General features: G+C 48.2%; 15 protein-coding genes and 1 pseudogene. 9 read left to right on the plus strand and 7 right to left on the minus strand.

Going from position 1 to position 22,335, the window contains the following annotated elements:
• Together QUB20_RS01130 and QUB20_RS28565 are read right to left on the minus strand one after the other, a co-directional pair.
• Positions 1-2,737, minus strand: a 2,737-nt coding sequence (locus QUB20_RS01130) for a choice-of-anchor Y domain-containing protein (protein ID WP_333291096.1), incomplete at its 3' end; no start/stop codon positions are given.
• Positions 2,738-3,049: 312 nt separating this feature from the next.
• Entirely contained in the window at positions 3,050-4,114 is a 1,065-nt protein-coding gene (locus QUB20_RS28565; protein ID WP_445299366.1) for a calcium-binding protein, read from the minus strand.
• A gap of 740 nt (positions 4,115-4,854) precedes the next feature.
• Between QUB20_RS28565 and QUB20_RS28570 the strand changes: the two genes are divergently transcribed.
• Positions 4,855-5,016 (plus strand): hypothetical protein, encoded by a 162-nt coding sequence (locus tag QUB20_RS28570; RefSeq protein ID WP_445299367.1) that lies wholly within the window; start codon positions 4,855-4,857, stop codon positions 5,014-5,016.
• On the opposite strand, the pseudogene QUB20_RS28575 reads toward QUB20_RS28570, so the two are convergent.
• From QUB20_RS28575 to QUB20_RS01145, 3 genes and pseudogenes are all read right to left on the minus strand, one after another.
• Positions 4,952-7,651 (minus strand): annotated as a pseudogene (locus QUB20_RS28575) (esterase-like activity of phytase family protein); the annotation flags it as partial. The gene QUB20_RS28570 and the pseudogene QUB20_RS28575 overlap by 65 nt on opposite strands.
• A gap of 202 nt (positions 7,652-7,853) precedes the next feature.
• Positions 7,854-8,546 carry a response regulator transcription factor gene (locus QUB20_RS01140; RefSeq protein WP_333057210.1) on the minus strand — a complete coding sequence of 231 codons (693 nt, stop codon included), beginning with the start codon at positions 8,544-8,546 and terminating at the stop codon, positions 7,854-7,856.
• A complete protein-coding gene (locus tag QUB20_RS01145) occupies positions 8,543-9,643 on the minus strand; it encodes a HAMP domain-containing sensor histidine kinase (RefSeq protein WP_333242693.1) in 1,101 nt (366 codons plus the stop codon). Before QUB20_RS01145 ends, QUB20_RS01140 begins: the two co-directional genes overlap by 4 nt.
• 300 nt (positions 9,644-9,943) lie before the next feature.
• Here QUB20_RS01145 and kdpA point away from each other — a divergent pair, with 300 nt between their 5' ends.
• The 6 genes from kdpA to QUB20_RS01175 all read left to right on the plus strand — a co-directional run bounded on the left by kdpA (position 9,944) and on the right by QUB20_RS01175 (position 17,701).
• Positions 9,944-11,704 carry a potassium-transporting ATPase subunit KdpA gene (kdpA, locus tag QUB20_RS01150; protein WP_333242690.1) on the plus strand — a complete coding sequence of 587 codons (1,761 nt, stop codon included), beginning with the start codon at positions 9,944-9,946 and terminating at the stop codon, positions 11,702-11,704.
• Positions 11,705-11,782: 78 nt separating this feature from the next.
• The gene (gene kdpB / locus QUB20_RS01155; RefSeq protein ID WP_333242687.1) at positions 11,783-13,876 is read left to right on the plus strand and encodes a potassium-transporting ATPase subunit KdpB; all 2,094 of its coding nucleotides are present in this window, start codon (positions 11,783-11,785) and stop codon (positions 13,874-13,876) included.
• Positions 13,877-14,007: 131 nt separating this feature from the next.
• Positions 14,008-14,277, plus strand: coding sequence for a K(+)-transporting ATPase subunit F (gene kdpF, locus QUB20_RS01160; RefSeq protein ID WP_333242684.1), 270 nt, complete (start codon positions 14,008-14,010; stop codon positions 14,275-14,277).
• A gap of 41 nt (positions 14,278-14,318) precedes the next feature.
• A complete protein-coding gene (gene kdpC, locus QUB20_RS01165; protein ID WP_333242682.1) occupies positions 14,319-14,945 on the plus strand; it encodes a K(+)-transporting ATPase subunit C in 627 nt (208 codons plus the stop codon).
• A gap of 133 nt (positions 14,946-15,078) precedes the next feature.
• Positions 15,079-16,230: a universal stress protein gene (locus tag QUB20_RS01170; RefSeq protein WP_333057217.1), complete on the plus strand. Its 1,152-nt coding sequence runs from the start codon at positions 15,079-15,081 to the stop codon at positions 16,228-16,230.
• 202 nt (positions 16,231-16,432) lie between these two features.
• Complete coding sequence (locus tag QUB20_RS01175; RefSeq protein ID WP_333242679.1) at positions 16,433-17,701, plus strand: sodium:proton antiporter; 1,269 nt, start codon at positions 16,433-16,435, stop codon at positions 17,699-17,701.
• A gap of 73 nt (positions 17,702-17,774) precedes the next feature.
• On the opposite strand, the gene QUB20_RS01180 is transcribed toward QUB20_RS01175, so the two are convergent.
• Positions 17,775-18,410 (minus strand): class I SAM-dependent methyltransferase, encoded by a 636-nt coding sequence (locus QUB20_RS01180; protein WP_333057219.1) that lies wholly within the window; start codon positions 18,408-18,410, stop codon positions 17,775-17,777.
• 6 nt (positions 18,411-18,416) lie between these two features.
• Positions 18,417-18,902: a cupin domain-containing protein gene (locus QUB20_RS01185; protein WP_333242676.1), complete on the minus strand. Its 486-nt coding sequence runs from the start codon at positions 18,900-18,902 to the stop codon at positions 18,417-18,419.
• A gap of 261 nt (positions 18,903-19,163) precedes the next feature.
• On the opposite strand from QUB20_RS01185, the gene QUB20_RS01190 reads away from it, so the two are divergent.
• Positions 19,164-20,618, plus strand: a complete 1,455-nt coding sequence (locus tag QUB20_RS01190) for a folate/biopterin family MFS transporter (protein WP_333242672.1) — start codon at positions 19,164-19,166, stop codon at positions 20,616-20,618.
• Between the two features lie 143 nt (positions 20,619-20,761).
• Positions 20,762-22,276: a carotenoid oxygenase family protein gene (locus QUB20_RS01195; protein WP_333242669.1), complete on the plus strand. Its 1,515-nt coding sequence runs from the start codon at positions 20,762-20,764 to the stop codon at positions 22,274-22,276.
• Positions 22,277-22,335 lie beyond the last annotated feature (59 nt).

Here is a 22,335-nt window from a genome sequence, read left to right on the forward strand (position 1 = left end):
GAGTTGGAGTTTCCGCAGGCGTCGGCGTCGGAGTTCCCGTGGGAGTTGGAGTTTCCGCAGGCGTCGGCGTCGGAGTTCCCGTGGGAGTTGGAGTTTCCGCAGGCGTCGGCGTCGGAGTTCCCGTGGGAGTTGGAGTTTCCGCAGGCGTCGGCGTCGGAGTTCCCGTGGGAGTTGGAGTTTCCGCAGGCGTCGGCGTCGGAGTTCCCGTGGGAGTTGGAGTTTCCGCAGGCGTCGGCGTCGGAGTTCCCGTGGGAGTTGGAGTTTCCGCAGGCGTCGGCGTCGGAGTTCCCGTGGGAGTTGGAGTTTCCGCAGGCGTCGGCGTCGGAGTTGGAGTTGTATCTACAATAGTCAAAACAGCACTAGAAATTGCTCCTAAATCTGCTTTGTTAGTGGGATTGTTCAGAGTTAAATTAACAGTTTCATTCTCTTCTATCTCTGAATCATCCACAATTGGAATCGTGAAAGTTTGAGTAGTTTCGCCAATGCCAAAATTTAATGTTCCCGATTTCTGGTTATAGTCACTACCAGCATTAGCAGTGCCATTACTTGTACTGTAACTGACAGCAGCAGCCACATTAGCATCAGTGCGAGTAACGGTAATTGTGGCAAATTGACCGTTTTCATTAACGCTGTAGTTGGCGTTGCTGAAATTAAATGTGCCTGGATTGGTGAGGTTGATAATGAACGATTGGGTATCAGAAGTATCGAGTCCTTCGTTATCTCTACCGCCATTATCTCTCAGGTTTAGAGTTATATTAGCACTGCCGATCGCCCCCGGCATCGGTGTAAAGGTTAGCGTCCCCACCGAGTCGATCGCAGGTTGTACACTAAACAAAGCAGCATTATCATTCCCTACCACTTGAAAAGCCACAGTTTGTCCTGATTCGTTAGGGCCTGGAGAAATCGCAGTCGCCCATCCGGGGATGGTTTGTGGCCCCGAATTGCTGCTGAGAGTGCGATCGACCCCTTTGACAAACGAAGGTGGATCGTTGACTGGATTAACTGCGATCGAACTTGTTAAACTATTAGTGCTAAACGGCGTTGTTCCCCCAGTAACTGAAGCATTGACGCCCGCAGTACCGTTACCCACTCCGTTACTTCCATCCCATGCCCGAAAGGTAATTGTTGGTTCGCTTCCAGGGGTACTGTAATAGTCTGGGTTGGGTACAAAGCGGACTCTCGCAGGCGTTTGCAAGGAAACCCGCGTCAGGTTGATGTTAGCTTGCGCCGAGTTAGTGCCGTCACCGAGGAATAGAAAATTAGGAGTTTCGTAAGGATCTATCTGGTCGCTAAATCCTGAATAATCGCGCAGCGGGCCGGTTAGTATGATTTCGCTGCCATCGGAAAGAAAGTATTTGTTACCTTGAACTCTGAGAGTGTAGTTAGTAGCAATATTGGTGTTATAAGCAACATTCTCTGCTGCAAGAAATAAGCCGTTGGTTTGTCCGACTAGGTTGGGAGTAATGCCGTCGCCTTGTGCAAAGATATTGCCAGAGTTTTCAGATAGCCGCTGGAAACCGATTTCAATGGCTTTGCGATCGCTAGTAACGGCAACAATGCTAAAACCTGCCCGATCTTGATTAGTGCGGGATTCCGAGATAATTTGGAGATTAAAAGACAAGCTAAAGCCTGTAGTGCGATCGAGCGGTGGAAATGACGGATTTAAAGAATTTTTTGTATAGCCAGCATAAATTCTATTGTCCGCACTGCTGTTTAAATTAACTCCATTACCGCTAAAAAATTCTGAAGCTGTAGCGGTAGGAGAAGCAAAATTTGAGTTAGTCAAAGACAGCCAATTTTGAGAACTGGGAGTGTTACCAAGTAAGCCATTATAAAGAAGAGTCGGGCCGAGCACTGTTGCTGAACTTTCCGACAATGCACCGAAATTTGTCCAAGTATTGCCGTTAGTTGAAAATTGCCAATTGCCGTTAGTATTGTCTGCAGCGGTGACTGCGACACCCAAAGGATCGCCATTAGCGTCACTTCCTAACTCGCTAGTGAGGTTAAAAATACTAAAGCCTGTGTTAGCGGTGCTGGGTATCTCTTCATTAATTGCGATCGCCGGATTAACATTAGTATCTGCCCAAGTCGGAGCAATGTTAACCTCCCGGTTGCGGAGACTGTTAATATAAGTAGTGTTAATTCCGCCGTTGGGCAAACCCAATGAGCCGGGACTATCTATAGTATAACTAGCAGTTCTGTTGATGCCGCCAATATCGCTCAAAAACTCGACATTACCCCCGTTGCTTGGTGCTGGAATTTGCACCTTAGCTGCACTCCCAAAGGCTCCGTGAGTTCCCGATGTCCTCCAGGCGATCGAATCTACTGTATCGGTATTTGTAGTGCTAGCATTATCAACATAAACAACATCTGAAGCCGCGAAATCCCCATGCAAATTTCCGGTTGGGAGCAGCTTTGTCAAAAATCCACCTTGGGGACTCAATCGAATGTTCCAATCGTTGTTTGTTCCCGACGGTATGGGGTTGTAGGCAATCTCTTGATCGGCAGGCGAACCGCCGATCGTAAGTATTGTTCCTGCTTTAAACACAGGAGCAATACTTGCCATATTAGTAAATCGATAAGCTGAATATTTAGCTACTGTTGGCTCAGTTGAGTCGCCTACAAAATAGCTCTGAAGCTGAGTTGCGCTTACATCTTCCGTCAACAGCAGTTCCACATACTCATTCCCCTGGAATTGCCCGTCCCGCCGGAATTCGTTAATAATTATCTGTCCCATCTAGATGCACCTAAATTTGAGATGATTATGTATTAGCTGCCAACTACTATCAATTTTTTTACATTTAATTTTTATTTACGTAAATACACTGTCAGTAGTTTCTCCGTAAAGTGGCTTTTTTAAGTCATTTTTATTACTAAAATAATACCGGGAGTGCAGAGCAGTGTCAAGCAAAAGCTTGGAGTATTGTCGATCGCACTCCCGGACGCAAAAAGTGATTTGATACACTGCTCATAGTGGCAAGCTACGCGCTGTGCACCCTACATAATTAACTAAGGTGCGTACTCCGCACCTTAGTTAATTAATTTGTGCTTACCCGAAGATGGTAAAATCATTCAGACCGATCGCACTAGCTTGCACTCCATTCAAAGCAGCCAACAGTTGACCGTTTTCACCAATCCTGATGAAAGCTGCATTAGCGCTTTGGGTAATACTAAGTTGAGAAAAAGTTAGACCGCCCGCTAACACCAGCAAATCTTCACCTTTTGTGAAATCAGTAATTTGATCGCTGCCTTCACCTGCTGTTAAAACAAAGCGATCGCGCCCAATGCCGCCGTTGAGAATATCATTTCCCAAACCCCCAATCAGACAATCGTCACCTTTGCCGCCGTAGAGAGTATCGTTGCCCTCATCGCCGCACAGTTTATCGGAACCGCCGTTGCCAAACATCAGATCGTTGCCAGCAGCGCCGCACAGGGAATCTGCCTCGCCGTTAAAGTCGATCGCACTGTCTCCGAAAATAGTATCGTCCCCATCGTCGCCACAAATGCTATCACTGCCGCGATCGCCCAACAGCCGATCGTTGCCAGTACCCCCCACCACAACATCCTTGCCCTTGCCGCCGTAAACAGTATCATTGCCCTCGCCGCCACTTAGAGTATCCGCAGCATCTCCCCCATTCAAGAAGTCGTTGCCAGCAGCGCCAAACAGCAAATCGCGTCCAGTCGAATCAGGGCCCGACGGGTCAAAACTGCCTCCAAACAAGCAGTCGTTACCCTGAGCCCCAACGAGAGTGTCATTGCCTTTGTCGCCCCAAATCAAGTCATCGTCTTTGCCGCCGATCGCCACATCATCGCCCTTACCCCCGAAAATGCGATCGTCGCCGCCGGCGCCGTTGAGGTAATCATTGCCATTGCCGCCAAACAGCAAGTCTTTGTCTGCATTCGGGCCAAGGGGGATATTGGTGGGCAGTCCCCCGTAAATATTGTCGTTGCCTTTTTCGCCCAGCAGAATGTCGTCGCCGTTGAAACCGCTGATAACGTCGTTGATATTGCTGCCGATGAGGAAGTCGTCGCCGTCAGTGCCATTGAAAGTGCGATCGACAGAATTCGGGCCCGGAATCGAACCGATCGCGGGTAGGGTAATCTGTTGGCACATGCAATCGGCATCGCCCCCTTGAACGCTGTCAGAGTCAACAGGAATTCCGGTGGGAGTCGGAGTGCCGGTGGGAGTCGGAATTCCGGTTGGGGTTGGAGTTCCGGTTGGGGTTGGAGTTCCGATGGGAGTTGGAGTTCCGGTTGGAGTCGGAGTTCCGGTTGGAGTCGGAGTTCCCGTTGGAGTCGGAGTTCCCGTTGGAGTCGGAGTTTCCGTGGGATTTGGAGTTCCCGTTGGAGTCGGAGTTTCCGTGGGATTTGGAGTTTCCGTGGGAGTCGGAGTTCCCGTGGGGGTTGGAGTTTCCGTGGGAGTCGGAGTTCCGGTTGGAGTCGGAGTTTCCGTGGGAGTCGGAGTTGGAGTTCCGGTTGGGGTTGGAGTTTCCGTGGGAGTCGGAGTTCCGGTTGGAGTCGGAGTTTCCGTGGGAGTCGGAGTTCCGGTTGGAGTCGGAGTCGGAGTTCCCGTGGGAGTTGGAGTGTCCGTGGGGGTTGGAGTTCCCGTGGGAGTGGGAGTTTCCGTGGGAGTCGGAGTTGGAGTTCCGGTTGGGGTTGGAGTTTCCGTGGGAGTCGGAGTTGGAGTTCCGGTTGGGGTTGGAGTTTCCGTGGGAGTCGGAGTTCCGGTTGGAGTCGGAGTCGGAGTTCCCGTGGGAGTCGGAGTTGTCGGCGTTGGACTTGTCGGCGTTGGACTTGTCGGCGTTGGACTTGTCGGAGTCGGACTTGTCGGCGTTGGACTTGTCGGAGTCGGAGTTGTCGGAGTCGGACTTGTCGGCGTTGGACTTGTCGGAGTCGGACTTGTCGGAGTCGGACTTGTCGGCGTTGGAGTTGGTGCTACATCGTTATCTAAAATTGTCAAATTCGCCGTACTTTGCGCTCCCACACTCGCACCGTTTGTGGGATTATTCAGACTAAGCGCAACAATCTCACTTTCCTCTACTAAGGTGTCATCGTTAATTGGAATCGTAAAAGTTTTGCTTGTTGCCCCGATCGCAAAGTTTAAGGTTCCTGATGTTGCCGTGTAGTCACTGCCTGCATTAGCAGTCCCGTCGGAAGTGCTGTAGCTGATATCAGCCGCCACATTAGTATTGCTTGTCCGAGTCACGGTAATTGTCGCAACACCCCCGCTTTCACCGATCTCGTAATTGGCAGCACTAAAATTAAAAGTGCCTGGGTTGGGAATATTGACATTAAAGCTTCCCAAGTTACTGGCTGCGACAAAGTTATTATTGATATCGCTAACTTGGCCCGATTCGATCGCGATCGCATAATTCCCATTGTCACCCAAATCCCAACTGCCCCCAGGCGCAGCAATCTGATAGGTAGCCGTGCGCGGAGTGCCGTTGCCGATCGGTGTAAAGCTTACCAATGTTGCTAATTGGCTAAATCCGCCCGGCCCAGTTACCCGGATATCTGAATTATCCAAACTGCTGCTGTTGACAGCAACATTGTCGCTGTAATCTACCGTAAAAGTTTGTGCAGTGCCGCCAGCGACGGTAATGTTGGTAGCAACTAGATTGGCAGCAGCAGGTACGATCGTATCGACGGTAATTGTTGCTGTCTCGCTGGCTGTACTGAAAGCTGCCAACCCCCCCATACTGCTGGGAGCAGAAATATCACCCGTCCCGCCGTTCGTGAAGGTAGTAGTGGTGCCAGAGTTTGTTGTCGTTCCATCCCATGCCTGATAAGTGATATTGGCAGTGCCGTTGTAGTCAGCATTGGGAACAAAGCGAATGCGGGCAGTGCCTGCTACCAGTCTCGCTGCTGCTGTTGACGGGGTGCCGAATGCCGTCCAAGTCGCACCGCTATCAGTTGAATATTCCCAACTGCCGTTAGTATTGTCTGTCGCCGTGACTGCAATTCCTTGAGTGTCGGCGGTGTCGGGATCTGTAACAGCACCTGCAATTAAAGCAGAAACTAAGGTGCCGGTGCTGCTGGTAGAAGCTACATCTTCGTTAATTGCTGTTAGTACCGGGGAACCGCTGTTTTCAAGTACGGGTGCGTTGTTGGCTGCAAACGCTGCGAATCTGGTGGGAATGGCAAAATTGTTGTCACTGACAAGAATGAGCGTTCGCTTCCCAGTTGCCGTTTGAGAAGGCCCAAATGTCATCCCTTCAAAATTGTCTACAAGCGGCGGAGAGGCTGCACTGAGGAAATAAGCAGTACTAGCGATCGGAGTTTTTGATACTGGTGTAATGCCAGTAACACCAGAAGCAGTCAAGCCAGTATTGCTTTGAATGTCAGTCGCACCGTTTAAAGAAATTTGATAAAGCTTCAAATCGCCTGAAGGCGGTGTCGTCGATAAGTCAAGAAAACGTTCTAGAACCAGCAGCGTATTATCATCAACGGCCAGCATTTCTGAAATGCCGTTGCGCGGATCGGTGTTGTAAAGAAATTCCCCGTTTGCGGTGTTTGTGGCTAAGTTATATCTTAAAATTCGCGATCGCGCGCCAGCCGTGGGATCTGAAGCAGGGCCGTCTTGTTCGAGAGCATTTTCTGTTGCTGTAAACAGAAAACTTTGACTGGGAGTAATGGTCAGACTTTCAAAACCTTGATTGTTGCGGATGCCACTGGTAGTATCTGCCGATACGTCGTATTTGGGAGAAGAAATAGGCAGCACTAGGTTTTGCTGTCCCGTGGCAATGATGAAGCTATTGATAAAAGGCTGGATAGTTGGAGTTGGCGAGAAATTGCCTTCAGAAGAGACGAAGACATTGCTACCGATTAAGGCAATGCCCTCTGTATCCGATGTATCTGCAGCAAAGGGAGGCGGATTGCCAATCGTTCTCACCGCTGTAAAATTAACTTGTCCTGGTGCTGGTGTCAAGCTACCCGCACTCACATTAGGTATAGTGAGGGTGTAAAACCGAGACGAGCCGGGACTGCCAGGAATATTGCGGCCGTCGGAGATAGCGTAGTAAGTGTTGTTGCCCGCGTAGGTAAGGCCAGACAGTCCACCTATCGGGTTTCCGGAAACATCAGGTGTATTTGCCGGAAATCCTGCTTGTCCCAAAAATTGCAGGCCGAAGGCAAATTGATAGGCGGCTCTTGTGGCTGGGTCGATCGCCAACCCAGATGACACGGCTCCTGTTGTATAATCTAATTCCCAATCTCCGCCCATAGCGGAACTGCCGATCGGCGATCGAGAAGCAGCAATTTTTGCCTTGGTTAGCTGACTCAGTTGCTGCACAAAGTTAGCGCCCTTTTCCCCCGCCGCTACATCGCACCCGTACAGCAAAATCTCTCCACTGTCTGCCAGCGATCGCGACCAACGCTGCAATTGCTTAGCATAAGTTTTTAAATTTGTCAAGTTTAGATCAATCGCGCCTAGCAGCAAACTCGCGGGGCGACCGTGAGAGATTATATGAATGCTTTTGATATTGCTGCGACTGGCTAGCGCGGCCGTGATTTGTGCTACTCCATCCCGCGCCGCATCCAAGGTAATAACTTCTGTCCCCGCTGCGATGCCGTTGTGGAGAGTTTGGCTGTCGGGAAGGGCAGAGTCGATAAAGGCGATCGAACTAAAAACTGAACTGATAAAATTTGGCATAATACACCTTTGGTTAGATGACGGTAGGAAAATTAAGGCCTGTCTACCTTAGCAAATTCACAAATTCAATGTCATGAGTAAAATTAACAATCAAGACGAATACTAATTTCCCATGAACCTGCAACAGAAGCCTTTTGATAGGGGCGGATTTAGCCAATAATTCCTTTAAAAAACCGACAATTCCAGTACACAACTCGCTTTTTTAGGGTTCGATCGCCAAAAGTTCTTCTGCTACCAATCCTTTCTGAATTGCGAGTACAGCAGCTTGAGTGCGATCGCGCACTTCTAACTTTTGCAAAATCGCGTGCACGTGAACCCGCACAGTCCCCGGAGCAATGTACAAGATTTGTGCAATTTCCTGATTGCTTTTCCCCCCCGCAACTAAAGCCAAGATTTCCTGTTCTCGCTTCGTCAGCGGATTCTCCAAAACTTCTGATTTTGACCCAATTTTCACAGGTTCAGGATTAGCAAAAACTGCCCGAATTTCCGCAGTTGCCGCCTGATCCCACCACGAAGCACCCGCCGCTACCGATCGAATTGCTAAAACCAAAGTTTCCGCCGCAATTCCCTTGAGGCAATATCCCTGAGCACCCGCACTAATCAATCTTTCAATTAAGGATTTTTGGGAATGAGATGTTAAGATTAAAACGGGAATTGCTGGATGTCGCTGTTTAATTTGGCGGCACGCTTCAATACCGCCAATTCCAGGCAAACCGACATCGAGAACTACCACATCTGGCAAGTGTTCCTGAGTCAATTCTACTGCGGTTTCGCCATCTTCAGCCTCGGCAATTACTTGCAAGCAACTTTCTTGTTGCAACCGCGTTTGCAGCCCCAACCGAAACAGTTCGTCGTCTTCAACTAGGAGAATTCGCAACGGATAAGCTGGTTTCATTTCTGTGGGATAGCAGGGAGTCGGAATCCAAATAAAGCACCGTGTGGCAATTTATTTTCTGCCCAAATTATACCGCCGTGGGCGTCAATAATTTGGCGAGATAAGTATAATCCTAATCCCGAACCTTTGGCTTGCCGATCGCTGTGTCCTTGATAAAAACGCTCAAACAAGTGGGGCAGTTCATCGGCAGTAATTCCCAACCCGCTATCGATAACTTTCACCACCTGAAAACTCGAATAAGATTCCATGATTATTTCTACCTTGCCACCGCGAGGAGAATGGTTAATTCCGTTTGTTAGCAAATTAACAAAAACGCGCTGGAGTTGCACCGCATCGCCATTTACCCACAAAGAGCGACGGAAATCTGACTCTCCGTAACTCATATTAATGTAAACCCGGCGCGCCGCCGACAAATGGATGAGTGTTGCGATTACTTCTTCTGCCAAAGCTACTAAATTTACGGGCGCAAGTTGCAGTTTTAAACCTTCGGCATCGTTGCGGTAAACATCCAGCAGCGTTTCTACTAATTGTAGAGACATTTTGTGCGATCGCGCCATTGTTTCGAGAACTTTTTGCTGACTGGCGGTGACATTCCCAAATTTTGCTGACCCAAAAGCTTTAATTGTTTCTATCGCCCCCAGCATCGGCGTTTTTAAGTCGTGACTCAAAGTAGAGACAAAATCTTCTCGGATGCTTGCTAGCTGCTGCTGCGACTGCAACTCAGCTTTAGCGATCGCGATCGTCTCTTGGTACTGCTGGTTGCGATCGCTCAAATATCCCGTCACCCCTAAAGCCATGACTGCGATCGATCTATTTGCTACAGTTGCTAGGGCGATCGATTCTCCAGGAGGAACAAACAAATTTAACAGCGTCAAAGCTGCCGATACCAGCGTAATTTGCAACTTACCCAACCGACTCAAGCGCGAATTTGCCAATAAAATCGGCCCTGTGTACAAATACCCAAACAGATACTCCGACGGCGTAGTAAATTCCAGCACTACAACGATCGCGAATAAAATTGCGATCGACCACCTCCCCCGCAAATACTTCTCTTGAATTGCCAGGTTGTCTGTGATTTTTAATAAGCTGTTTAACATCCCTTATCCATCCATTTTATATTTTATATTTACACTCTACTCTCTGCCTTATCCCTAGGGTTTTTATTCGCTAAAATTTGTCTACAGTGACGCAAAAACAAGCGTTTAGATAACATCTATATCTGCAAGTATAGATACTGCTAAATATTTAAACATTTGTCAGTCAGTGAAAATATATAGCAGCTAAGTATAACGGCTAAACAGCAACTTATACCTGCGGGCTGATTATCAAAAATCCTAACGGCAAGTATATTGATTTTTAAAAGCAGATTGCACTTTTAAGGAAGTATTGGCTCAGTTATGCTTGAAGGATTAATTCAAATCGCATTAACGCTAATCATTGTAGTAGCGATCGCCCCTATTTTTGGTAATTACATGGCGCGGGTGTACATGGGAGAACCAACCATTCTCGACCCCGCTATTAAACCCCTAGAAAAACTCATCTATAAAGCCAGCAATATCCGGTCTATAGATTCGATGACAGGTTGGCAATATGCGCGATCGCTACTGTACAGCAATGCAGCAATGGGCATATTTGTTTTCCTAATTTTCATGCTTCAAGGAGTGCTGCCTTTAAATGCCACCGGCTTAACTGCCCCAACCTGGGATACTGCGCTGCACACAACTATTTCATTCCTCACAAATACCGACCAACAGCATTACTCCGGCGAGACAACATTTACTTATTTGTCCCAGTTAACCCTGGGATTTTTAATGTTTACCTCAGCAGCTACAGGTTTAGCAGTAGGGATTGCCTTTATCCGGGGCTTGACCGGCCGTCCCTTGGGCAACTTTTACATCGATTTAATTCAATCAATCACCCGCATTCTGCTGCCCCTTTCTTTAATAATTGCCTTACTTTTGCTAATTTCAGGAGTGCCGGAAACCCTCGCAGGGCCTGCCGTTGCCCGTACCTTAGAAGGCGGCACGCAAATAATTGCTCGCGGCCCAGTAGCTCACTTTGAAAGCATCAAACAACTGGGAGAAAATGGCGGCGGATTTTTTGCCATTAACTCGGCTCATCCTTTTGAAAATCCCAATCCTTTTACCAACCTGCTGGAAACACTAGCAATGCTTTCTATACCAGCAGCTATGATTCACACCTACGGCAGATTTGCCAACAACAAAAAGCAGGGATGGCTGATTTTTTGGATGGTGTTTGCCATCTATGTAATTTTGATTGGCATTGCAGCATTTGGCGAGTACGGCGGCAACCCTCAAATTAATAATTTACTGGGTTCGCAGCAACCAAATTTAGAAGGCAAAGAAGTTAGGTTTGGCTGGGCAGAAACTGCACTGTGGGCGGTGACTACGACTGGCACAATGTGCGGCGCTGTCAACGGAATGCACGATTCTTTAATGCCTCCCGGTGGTTTTGCCACTCTGTTTAATTTGTTTCTGCAAATCGTTTGGGGCGGACAAGGAACGGGAACTGCTTACTTATTTATCTACTCAATTTTGAGCGTGTTTCTCACGGGCTTGATGGTGGGGAGAACGCCGGAGTTTTTGGGACGCAAAATTGAGAAACGGGAAATAGTTTTAGCCAGCGTTGTTTTGTTAATTCACCCGATCGCAGTTTTAATCCCCGGTGCCATTTCCCTCGCCCTTACCGACAGTTTGAGCGGCATCAGCAACCCCGGATTTCACGGCATTTCCCAGGTGATGTACGAATACGCTTCGGCTGCAGCCAACAACGGTTCTGGCTTGGAAGGATTGGCCGACTCTCAACCCGCCCCGACAGGAGTTTGGTGGAATTTAAGCACCTGTTTTAGTATGCTGTTGGGGCGCTACGTTCCAATTATTGCCCTGCTACTTTTAGCCGACAGCATGACGAACAAACAACTGGTTCCCGAAACAACGGGTACTCTCAGAACCGATTCAGTTTTGTTCACCAGCGTCACCGCAGGAGTAATATTAATACTAGGCGCGCTGACATTTTTCCCAGTTTTGGCTTTAGGGCCAATTGCCGAAGGATATGAAATTAGCAACAGCAAATTTGAACCAGCATCGATAACTGTACCCACAACACCTTTAGCAACACCAACTCCTCCATCTCAATAGCGAAAATTCTCAACCTCACTATTCTCTCTCTCTGCGTTCTCTGTGTTCTCTGTGGTTCATTAAAAATCCCAAATCGACATGACCTCATCCCATACTCCAGATTCCCCAAAAAAACCTCCGAGAGGCTCTCGCGAGTCTCGCAAGCATACGCCAAAAGCAAATACTAAAGGCCTGTATCAAAGAGCTTTTAAAGAAGCTTTTGTCAAGCTAAACCCGCAGGTGATGCTAAAAAATCCGGTGATGTTTGTGGTGTGGGTTGGCACAATTGTGACTGCATTATTAACGATCGACCCGACGCTGTTCGGCCCGGTTCCCGGCGAAAATCAGAGAGTTTTCAACGGTTTAGTCACGTTTATTTTGTTCTTCACCTTGGTATTTGCTAATTTTGCCGAAGCGATAGCAGAAGGGCGGGGGAAAGCGCAAGCAGACGCACTGCGATCGACCAAAGCCGACACAACAGCCCGCAAACTCCTACCAGACGGTTCAATTCAAGAAGTTAGTTCGACATCCCTGAGACGCGGCGACCAAATTAAAGTGATCGCAGGCGATGTCATTCCTGCCGACGGCGAAGTGATCGCAGGTGTCGCCTCGGTAGATGAATCTGCGATCACTGGCGAATCCGCGCCGGTGCTCAAGGAACCGGGTTCGGACATCGCCAGTTCCGTCACCGGCGGTACGCGCATCCTTTCCGACGAACTGACGCTGCGGGTGATGGCCGACCCCGGTAAGGGATTTTTGGACAGGATGATCGCGCTGGTAGAGGGCGCAGAACGCTCGAAAACACCGAATGAGATCGCGCTGACGGTGCTGCTAGCGGTGTTGACTCTGGTGTTTTTGATTGTGGTTTCGACGATTCCGCCGATCGGCAATTACGTGAAAACCCCTGTGGGCGTGGTGACGCTGATTTCGCTGCTGGTGGCGCTGATTCCAACAACGATCGGCGGTTTGCTGAGCGCGATCGGCATTGCGGGCATGGATCGCGTCGCTCAGTTTAACGTGATAGCGACCTCTGGACGCGCCGTGGAGGCTTGCGGCGACGTGAATACGCTGATTTTGGACAAAACGGGGACGATCACGCTGGGGAACCGTTTAGCCGAGGAGTTCATTCCGGTAAACGGTCACTCGCTGGAGGATGTTGCGAGTGTAGCCCTTGCTGCTAGCCTGTTTGACGATACTCCAGAGGGAAAGTCGATCGTCCGTTTGGCTCAGAATTTGGGCGCACAGGTGGAGTTCGATCGCACCAACGCCACTGGGCTTGATTTTTCCGCAAAAACGCGGATGTCTGGCACGGATTTGCCCGATGGGACGGAGGTTCGCAAGGGTGCGGTGGATGCGGTGAAGGGTTTTGTGCGATCGCGCGGCGGCAATATCGGCCCCGATCTCGATGCAGCTTACGAGCGAGTTTCCCGGCTTGGAGGCACGCCTTTAGGCGTTTGTCAAGGCAGCGACACCTACGGCATTATCTATTTAAAAGATGTGATTAAACCGGGAATTCGCGATCGATTTGACCAACTGCGAAAAATGGGAATTCGTACCATTATGCTCACCGGAGATAACCGGATTACAGCATCAGTAATTGCCGATGAAGCAGGCGTTGACGACTTCATTGCCGAAGCAACTCCCGAAGACAAAATCGACGTAATTCGCAAGCAACAAGCCGAGGGTAAATTAGTCGCAATGACGGGAGACGGAACCAACGACGCACCCGCACTAGCACAAGCAAACGTAGGCTTGGCGATGAATTCTGGAACCCAAGCCGCGAAGGAAGCTGCAAACATGGTGGACTTAGATTCTGACCCCACCAAACTAATTGATTTAGTTACAATTGGCAAACAATTGCTGATTACTCGCGGCGCGCTGACCACCTTTTCCCTAGCCAACGATATCGCAAAATATTTTGCAATTATTCCCGCCATTTTTGCCCCCGTAGGCGCATTAAACGTCATGGGTTTAGCCAGCGGTCAATCTGCGGTTTTGTCAGCATTAGTTTACAATGCTTTGATTATTCCAGCTTTGATTCCACTAGCATTAACTGGTGTAAAGTTTAGACCCTTGACTGCAAATCAACTGTTGCAGCGGAATATTTTTATCTACGGATTGGGCGGAGCAGTCGCGCCGTTTATCGCCATCAAAGTTATTGATGTTTTGATTACCGCCGTTGGGCTAGCATAGATCGGGAAAGACGGATTAATCTCGTTCCCCGGCTCTGCCGAGGAACGCAGATCCAGAGGCTATGCCTCGATTTACCCACAAAAATCATCTAATAGAAACACCGATATTTATTCCCAAAATAAGGAGAATTCATGAAACGGAATGATTTGCTGAATGATATTTTTCCTAGAGATTTCCAAGAAATTATTGAGTTAGCACAAATGTTTTGGCAGCGCCACCCAATCCCGGTGCAGCTATTTCTAGTAATGTGTTTCAATGCTATAGTTGCCCCCGCTGTTTACGCTGCAGCGGGTGAAGATTTGACCCGAAAAGCTGTCTGGGGTTTAAGTCTCCTAGGTTTGGTGATTATCGCCCTTTCTATTTACTTGTTCGTAGTCATCTTTCAGCCGGAAAGATTTTAGTCAATATTTAACCCTTAGCAAATAACCGATCGAGGTAATTTATGAGAGAAATAATTAGAGCCATTCGCCTTACCCTGGTTTTGTGGGGAATTACAGCCATTATTTACCCTTTAATCTTGCTAGTAATCGGCCAAATTGCCTTCAACTCCCAGGCAAACGGCAGCTTAATTACCAACCAAGGAGTTGTAGTTGGCTCTGCTTTAATCGGTCAGCCTTTCTCCTCAGAAAGATATTTTTGGGGTCGTCCCAGCACCACAAACTACAGCAGCTTTGCGACAGAAAATTACGATCCGACAAAGGGAGAAAATGTTAGTCAAAGAACGGGTGTTTCGGGAGCGAGCAACCTTGCCCCCAGTAACTCTGGTTTGCTGAAACGAGGTAATGAGAAAGATGGTTTTCAGGGGGTGCAAGTTGAATTAGATCGCCTCAACAAAGCTGGTATCAAACCAACTGCTGATTTAGTCTACACCTCGGGTTCTAGCCTCGATCCGCACATTAGCGTAGAGGCAGCTCGATCGCAAATTCAGCGGATAGCAACAGTGCGATCGCTCAATATCAATCAAGTAGAAATGTTGGTAGCTAAAAATACAGAGGGCAGATTTATTGGCATTTTCGGTGAACCGGGAGTTAACGTCCTCCAACTGAATTTGGCTCTCGACCGTTTATAATATACGTAGGTTGGGTTGAGGAACGAAACCCAACACTTCAGTTCAAGTTGGAGTTGGGTTTCACTTCGTTCAACCCAACCTACAAATGTGACTAACAACGAACAACGAACAAAGAACAACTGACAACTCAGCTATGATTCACTCTAGCGAACTTACTAACAATCCAGACGCGGTTTATGCCCAACCTAACCGCACTTACGATCGCACCTCCCGCCGGGGAAAGCACAAAATATTTATCGGCATGGCCCCCGGTGTCGGCAAAACGTTCCGAATGCTGGAAGAAGGACACACGCTCAAATCTGAAGGCATTGATGTGGTAATTGGACTGTTAGAAACTCACGGCAGGAAAGAGACAGCAGCTAAAGCAGAAGCATTGGAAATAGTGTCCAAAAAACAAATGCTACGCGGCGAAAAAATGCTCACCGAAATGGATACAGAATCTGTCATAGCACGCCGTCCTCAATTAGCATTAATAGACGAACTCGCTCATACAAACATTCCCGGTTCTCTGCGAGAAAAACGATATCAAGATGTGGAAGAAATTCTCAAGGCTGGAATTGATGTTTTCTCTACCCTTAACATTCAGCACATAGAAAGTCTCAACGATTTAGTAGCTAGAATTACCGGAGTTGTAGTGCGAGAGCGAGTGCCCGATCGCGTCCTCGAAGATGCTGACGAAATAGTCGTTGTCGATGTCACGCCGGAAACTTTAGAAGAAAGGTTGCTAGAAGGCAAGATTTATGCTCCTGAAAAAATTGAACAATCTTTAGAAAATTTTTTCCAGCGCCGTCATTTAATCGCTTTGCGAGAACTCGCCCTGCGAGAAGTCGCAGACACTGTGGAAGACGACGCAGCAACTTTAAAAGGTCAATCTTGCAACATTCACGAACGAGTTTTAGTGTGCATCTCGACTTATCCGAACTCCTTGCAATTGCTGCGGCGAGGCGCGAGGATTGCGAGCTACATGAATGCCCCATTTTATGCTGTGTTTGTCAACGATCCAGACCGATTTTTAACAAAAGCAGAAAGCTTGCACGTTGAAACTTGTGAGAAACTGTGTCAAGAATTTAACGGGAAATTTTTGCGGGTAAACGGCACTAATATAGCCAAAGCGATTTCCGAAGTAGCTAAACAGTATCGCGTTACTCAAATTGTGATCGGCGAAAGCCAGCAATCCCGCTGGAAATTGCTGCTGCGGGGTTCTTTGACTCAACAGTTAGTGCGATCGCTCAAACACGTAGATTTGCACATAATCGCTACTGAAAAAAGTGGTCTTTCTAATTAATTATTAGTCTTCAGTCATTAGTCATTAGTCATGAGTCGGATGAGAGCCGATAAATTAACCATAATACTTGTAGGGAGGGTTTCACCAACAATCTCTAATTCCCACTAACAATCTATATAAACCCGCCCACACCACTTTCGGAGGATAGCTGAATCTAGCGGACGACGGATGCGCCCGAAGCTTTTACCTGTCAAAATAGCACTTGCTATATCTGATTAAAAGTGCGATCGTTATGGTGGATGATTACATTCTCAACTTGCTAGTTATTGGCATCCTCCTGCTTACCGTTACCTTGGGTTCCGGCTGGATTTCGCGATTGCCTGTATCTTATGCCTTAATTTATCTAATTGTCGGTATCGGATTGGGGCCCTACGGCATCAAGCTGATTGACTTGCGTCCCGAAGCTCAATTTATAGAAAGACTTACAGAATTTGTAGTTATTGTTTCTCTGTTCAGTTGCGGCTTAAAAATGAATCGCCCGCTCCAACTTTGGGCCTGGAATTCCACAGCACGGCTGATCGGTTTTTTAATGCCAATTTCTATTTTTGCGGTCGCCGCCGTCGCTCATTGGTTTGTGAAATTAGATTGGGGCCCGGCGATTTTACTGGGAGCAATTCTCGCTCCCACCGATCCTGTTTTAGCCTCAGAAGTTCAGTTAGCTGATATAGACGATCGCGACGAATTGCGCTTTGGTTTAACATCTGAAGGCGGTTTAAACGATGCCTTAGCTTTTCCCTTTGTTTATTTCGGCATTTATGCGCTAAAAGATAACAACTGGTCGAACTGGTTTGCGAAGTGGGCGGCAGTTGACTTGATTTGGGCGATTGGCGCAGCTATCGTTATGGGAATTTTAGTAGCTAAAGCCGTCACCTGGATCGATCGCCAACTCCAACGCTATCAACCTGCAGATCAATTAATGGAAGATTTCATTGCTCTCAGCACAATTCTGATCGCATATTCCCTCACAGAAGTAGTCAACGGCTACGGATTTCTCGCAGTTTTTGTAGCAGGAATTGTCGCGCAGCGGAGTTACCGCAACCCAGAAAAGCCGCTTTCCCAACTGCACTTTACCGAGCGCATAGAAAAGTTAATGGAAGTAGCAACTATTTTACTATTAGGTTCGCTTTTGCGTTTAGAGCCTATGTTGGCCTATGGAGGATACTCCCTCTTAGTAGGTGGATTGTTAATTTTTTTAATTCGGCCTGTGGGAGCTTGGATTAGTACGATCGGCAGTTCTTTACATCCCGCCAGCCGCTTGCTGTGCGGTTGGTTCGGCATTCGTGGTGTCGGTTCTATCTATTATCTTACTTATGCTTTCGGTGACGGTTTGAAAGGCGAAACCGCCGAAAAAATTGCCTGGATTACCTTTACAACGATCGTACTTTCTGTGATTCTGCACGGTATTAGTTCCACCCCGTTAATGAACTGGTACGAGCGCCGAATCAAACCTAAAGTCCCGGATTTAATTTAATTAATTCACGCAACTCATACAGATTGTATGCAATATTTGTAGGGACACGGAACTGCCGTGTCCTTATCCCCAGCTAAACAGGTTTCACCCCAACTAATAAAGCGAGCTCCCGCCACTTCCAATAACAGTCTGCATCGGTAAAACCAATTTCTCTAAACCAGCGCAATTGGGTTTCTACATCCAGCAATTTATTAGACGGATCATCTGGCGAATCGCTAATACCGATCGCCTCTCGAAATCTCTCATGTAAAGCCGGAGTTGCGGACGCTACGTGCTCCAAGTTGCAAAAAATGCCTCCCGGTTCCAAAAGCTCGAAAATCTCAGTGTAAAGCGAACGTTTGCGATCGTCTGCTACATGATGAATCGCAAAACTAGAAACAACCGCATCAAACTTCCCCAAATCCGGCAGCGATTCATCAAAATTGTGCTCGATTACCGTGACATTTGGGTCATCAGCAAAGCGAATTCTGGCTTTTTCCAGCATTGTCGGCGAAAAGTCGATCGCCACACATTCAACATTTGGTCGATCGCACTTAAGCAGACCCAGCAACCGCCCGTCTCCCGTACCCACATCCAGAATTCGCTTCACATTTTTCGGCACTTCCTCCAACAAAACCGCTTCACCTTCAGTGCGGTGAGGAATTCCATCAGCCTTAGCCAGATACCACAAAGCGTGTTCCGCCGAAGTCCAAAGATTCACTTGACTCATATTTTTTTAATTCTCATAAATCTCGCCGTTTTTGTGCGTAAAAATCCAACCATTATCGCTAGCTTTGGCAATTAGATCGTCATCGGGATATTCGGCACTATCTCCCGAAGTGCGTGAAGCGAAGCTATCCCGAAGGGAATCGCCAATTTCCAGATAAACCACATCTGCATTCGAGCGGTTGACTAAATGATGCCCATCTGCATCACCCGCCGGAAAACCAGCCGCCATACCCGGTTGCAGCACTTGCTCTCCCGCATTTGTAATCAGAGTAACTTCCCCTTCCAGAACATAGATTAACTCATCTTGACGGGTATGCCAATGCCTGAGAGCAGAACAACTTCCCGGCGCAAGTCTCACCAAATTTACCCCAAAATTCTGCAATCCGGCAGCATCGCCCAAGCGTTTTTTAACTCTCCCCGCAACAGCAGATTGGAATTGCTGAGGGTACTTAGAACCCGTAATTTCCGGCACATTTTTAGGGTCAATAATCATATAACAAAGCTGACCGCAGTTGTGAGTTTTTTCTTCTTTCTCTTGCTTGGCGTCCTAGGGTTTACGCGCGGCTTCGCCTAACGCGCCTTCGCGGTTCGTTTTTCGGTTTTTATTATTACAAAACACGCTTAAATTCAAGATAAATACAATTTTATAGCACTTACCAGATCCCCGCCACTCTCGCCTCCCACCTCCGGCAGTTCCCCCAACTCATTAAGAATGTGTTATAAATATTGAGATTCATTAAGAAATATTGCTCAAATGCTCGTTTCCCCCTCCGGCGTCAGCAAACTCAAAGAATCTTTAAAAGAAAAAGTATTCTTTGGGAATGAGCCAACCCCCGAACTCATAGCCATCTTACTGATTTACTTCGTCCAAGGCATTCTCGGACTAGCCCGCTTAGCCGTCAGCTTCTTTCTCAAAGACGAACTCGGCATGAGTCCGGCAGAAGTCTCGGCAATGCTGGGCGTCGTCGCCCTGCCTTGGATTATCAAACCCGTCTTCGGCTTCATGTCGGACGGTTTGCCGATATTCGGCTACCGCAGACGCCCTTACATCGTCCTCTCCGGGCTGCTGGGAACCTTAGCATGGGTGAGCCTCGCAACAATTGTACACACACCGCTGGCAGCTACAGGCGCGATCGCCCTGAGTTCCCTCTCCCTCGCCGTCAGCGACGTAATCGCCGACTCCCTGGTAGTCGAAAGGGCCAGAAAAGAATCCGTTACCGACGCCGGTTCCCTGCAATCCTTGTCTTGGGGCGCTGCAGCCCTCGGCGGACTAATTACCGCCTACCTCAGCGGTTCCCTGCTGCAACACTTCAGCACTCATACTATCTTTTTAATCACCGCATCTTTCCCGCTAATTGTATCAGCAACAGCTTGGTTAATTGCCGAAGAAAAAACCAACAAAAGAACCGACTTTGAAACAGTCAAAGACCAATTCAAACAACTACGGCAAGCTGTTACCCAAAAAACAATTTGGCTGCCCACAGCCTTTCTCTTCCTCTGGCAAGCCACCCCAAGCTCAGACTCCGCCTTCTTCTTTTTCACCACCAACGAATTAGGCTTTCAACCAGAATTTCTCGGCCGAGTGCGCCTCGTTACCAGCATTGCCTCCCTCGCCGGCATCTGGCTGTTTCAGCGCTTCCTCAAAACAGTTCCATTTCGAGTAATTTTTGGCTGGTCAACCGTCATAGCGACAGCTTTGGGCATGACTACTTTATTATTAGTAACTCATGCCAACAGAGCTTTAGGAATTGACGATCAATGGTTCAGCATCGGAGACAGCCTAATCCTGACAGTAATCGGACAAATTGCTTATATGCCGGTGCTCGTACTCTCCGCCAGATTGTGTCCCCCAGGCGTCGAAGCAACTTTATTTGCAGTGTTGATGTCAGTCACCAACTTAGCAGGACTTATTTCCCACGAAGGCGGCGCACTTTTGACCCACTTGCTAGGAATTACCGATCGCAATTTCGATAACCTCTGGCTGCTAATAGTCATCACAAACCTGTCCACACTTCTGCCCCTACCCTTCTTAAATTGGCTGCCCGCCGACAGTACAGAAAGCAGCGATCCAAACAATCAAAAGTCTCTTCCCGTATTAGAACCAGAACCAGGCAGTTCCAAACCAGGCGGACAGCATTTCATGCCCGAATACTTTCCCGACTTAGTACCGACAGTAAGGTCACAAAGCCGCACCGCAGACAGCAAATAAAGGCAGGCACACACGGATTTTGACACGGATACACGGATGAATTTAACGGATGAATTTAACTGTGTTTCCCCATTCTCCGAATTTCCTTCTCTCTGCGCCCTCTGTGTTCTCTGCGGTTAAATCAAGAAAAGCTTATTACACCCATGCAAAACTTACAACTTTCCCCACCTCAAACAGCCGCCCAAAACCTATCATACGATCGCACAGACTGGCAGCGCGGCTACGAATCCCAACCCAACGAATCCGACTACTGGATTGACAACATAGAAGGCGAAATCCCCCCCGGCTTGCAAGGCACATTCTTTCGCAACGGGCCCGGATTATTAGATGTCAACGGCCAGCGCATCCACCATCCGTTTGACGGCGACGGGATGATTTGTGCGATCGCAATATCCGAAGGCCGCGCCCATTTCCGCAACCGATTCGTCCGCACAGAAGGCTATCTCGCCGAACAAAAAGCCGGAAAAATCCTCCACCGAGGCGTTTTCGGCACACAAAAGCCAGGGGGCCCGCTGGCCAACATCTTTGATGTCAAAATCAAAAACATTGCCAACACCAACATCATTTATTGGGGCGACAAACTGCTAGCACTTTGGGAAGCCGCACAGCCCTACAGACTCGACCCCCGCACCCTAGAAACACTCGGCTTAGACACCCTAGACGGCGTTTTACAACCCGGCGAAGCTTTCGCCGCCCACCCCAGAATTGAAAAAGGGAAAAATGGCAAAGGAGACAGATTAATCAACTTTTCCGTCAAGCCCGGTTTGTCGAGTACCATCACGATTTACGAATTCGACGAAAGCGGCAAACTTTTGCAGCGTCACGCCCATGCAATACCGGGTTTTGCCTTCCTGCACGACATGGTAATTACCCCGAATTACTGCATATTCTTCCAAAATCCCGTCTCATTTAATCCGCTGCTTTTCTTGTTAGGATTTCGGAGTGCATCCCAGTGCATTCAATTTTCGCCAAACAAGCCAACGCAAGCAATTTTAATTCCCCGCAACGGCACTGACGAGGTGAAGATATTAGAAACCGAACCTTGTTTTGTGTTCCACCACTGCAACGCATGGGAAGAAGGAGACGAAGTTTTTGTGGATTCAGTTTGTTACGAATCATTTCCAACTGTAGAAGCAGACGGCGATTTTCGCGAGGTTGATTTTGAGAGCATTCCAGCGGGCGAATTGTGGCGGTTTAAGTTGAATTTGCAAGACAAAACCGTACAGCATCAAGTTGTTGAAACTCGGTGCTGCGAGTTTCCCACTTTGCATCCCAAGAATGTCGGACAACCTTACCGATATCTTTATATCGGTGCTGCGGATGCTCCCACGGGAAATGCTCCTTTGCAAGCTATCCTCAAAATTGATTTCGTGACTGGTGAAAGGCAAATTTGGAGTGCGGCGCCGCGCGGTTTTGCGGGGGAACCGGTGTTTGTTCCCCGTGGTTCAGGCGTCTCGCCTGAAGGTGCAACGGCTGAGGATGACGGCTGGCTGCTGCTTTTAATGTATGATGCAGCTAATCATCGATCGACCTTAGTGATTTTAGATGCTCGCGACATTACCAAAGGCCCTGTAGCGCGCTTGCATTTAAAACAGCACATTCCCTACGGCTTGCACGGCAGTTTTACATCAAATGTACTGCTTCCTATCGGTTCGTAGTTTCGCGTTGATTCGCCTGGTTCTTGCGCCGCTCGCCACAGCCCGCCGGGGGTTGAAAA

The organism is Microcoleus sp. B4-C2 (assembly GCF_036705265.1).
Lineage (GTDB): Bacteria > Cyanobacteriota > Cyanobacteriia > Cyanobacteriales > Microcoleaceae > Microcoleus.

Bases quoted from the DNA above. Each gene is read 5' to 3' on its own strand.
- QUB20_RS28565 (WP_445299366.1), bottom strand. From the start codon at position 4,114: ATGTGCCAACAGATTACCCTACCCGCGATCGGTTCGATTCCGGGCCCG.
- QUB20_RS01170 (WP_333057217.1), top strand. From the start codon at position 15,079: ATGATTCACTCTAGCGAACTTACTAACAATCCAGACGCGGTTTATGCC.
- kdpB (WP_333242687.1), top strand. From the start codon at position 11,783: ATGACCTCATCCCATACTCCAGATTCCCCAAAAAAACCTCCGAGAGGC.
- QUB20_RS01145 (WP_333242693.1), bottom strand. From the start codon at position 9,643: ATGTTAAACAGCTTATTAAAAATCACAGACAACCTGGCAATTCAAGAG.
- QUB20_RS01195 (WP_333242669.1), top strand. From the start codon at position 20,762: ATGCAAAACTTACAACTTTCCCCACCTCAAACAGCCGCCCAAAACCTA.
- kdpA (WP_333242690.1), top strand. From the start codon at position 9,944: ATGCTTGAAGGATTAATTCAAATCGCATTAACGCTAATCATTGTAGTA.
- QUB20_RS01190 (WP_333242672.1), top strand. From the start codon at position 19,164: ATGCTCGTTTCCCCCTCCGGCGTCAGCAAACTCAAAGAATCTTTAAAA.
- QUB20_RS01140 (WP_333057210.1), bottom strand. From the start codon at position 8,546: ATGAAACCAGCTTATCCGTTGCGAATTCTCCTAGTTGAAGACGACGAA.
- kdpF (WP_333242684.1), top strand. From the start codon at position 14,008: ATGAAACGGAATGATTTGCTGAATGATATTTTTCCTAGAGATTTCCAA.
- QUB20_RS01185 (WP_333242676.1), bottom strand. From the start codon at position 18,902: ATGATTATTGACCCTAAAAATGTGCCGGAAATTACGGGTTCTAAGTAC.
- QUB20_RS01180 (WP_333057219.1), bottom strand. From the start codon at position 18,410: ATGAGTCAAGTGAATCTTTGGACTTCGGCGGAACACGCTTTGTGGTAT.
- kdpC (WP_333242682.1), top strand. From the start codon at position 14,319: ATGAGAGAAATAATTAGAGCCATTCGCCTTACCCTGGTTTTGTGGGGA.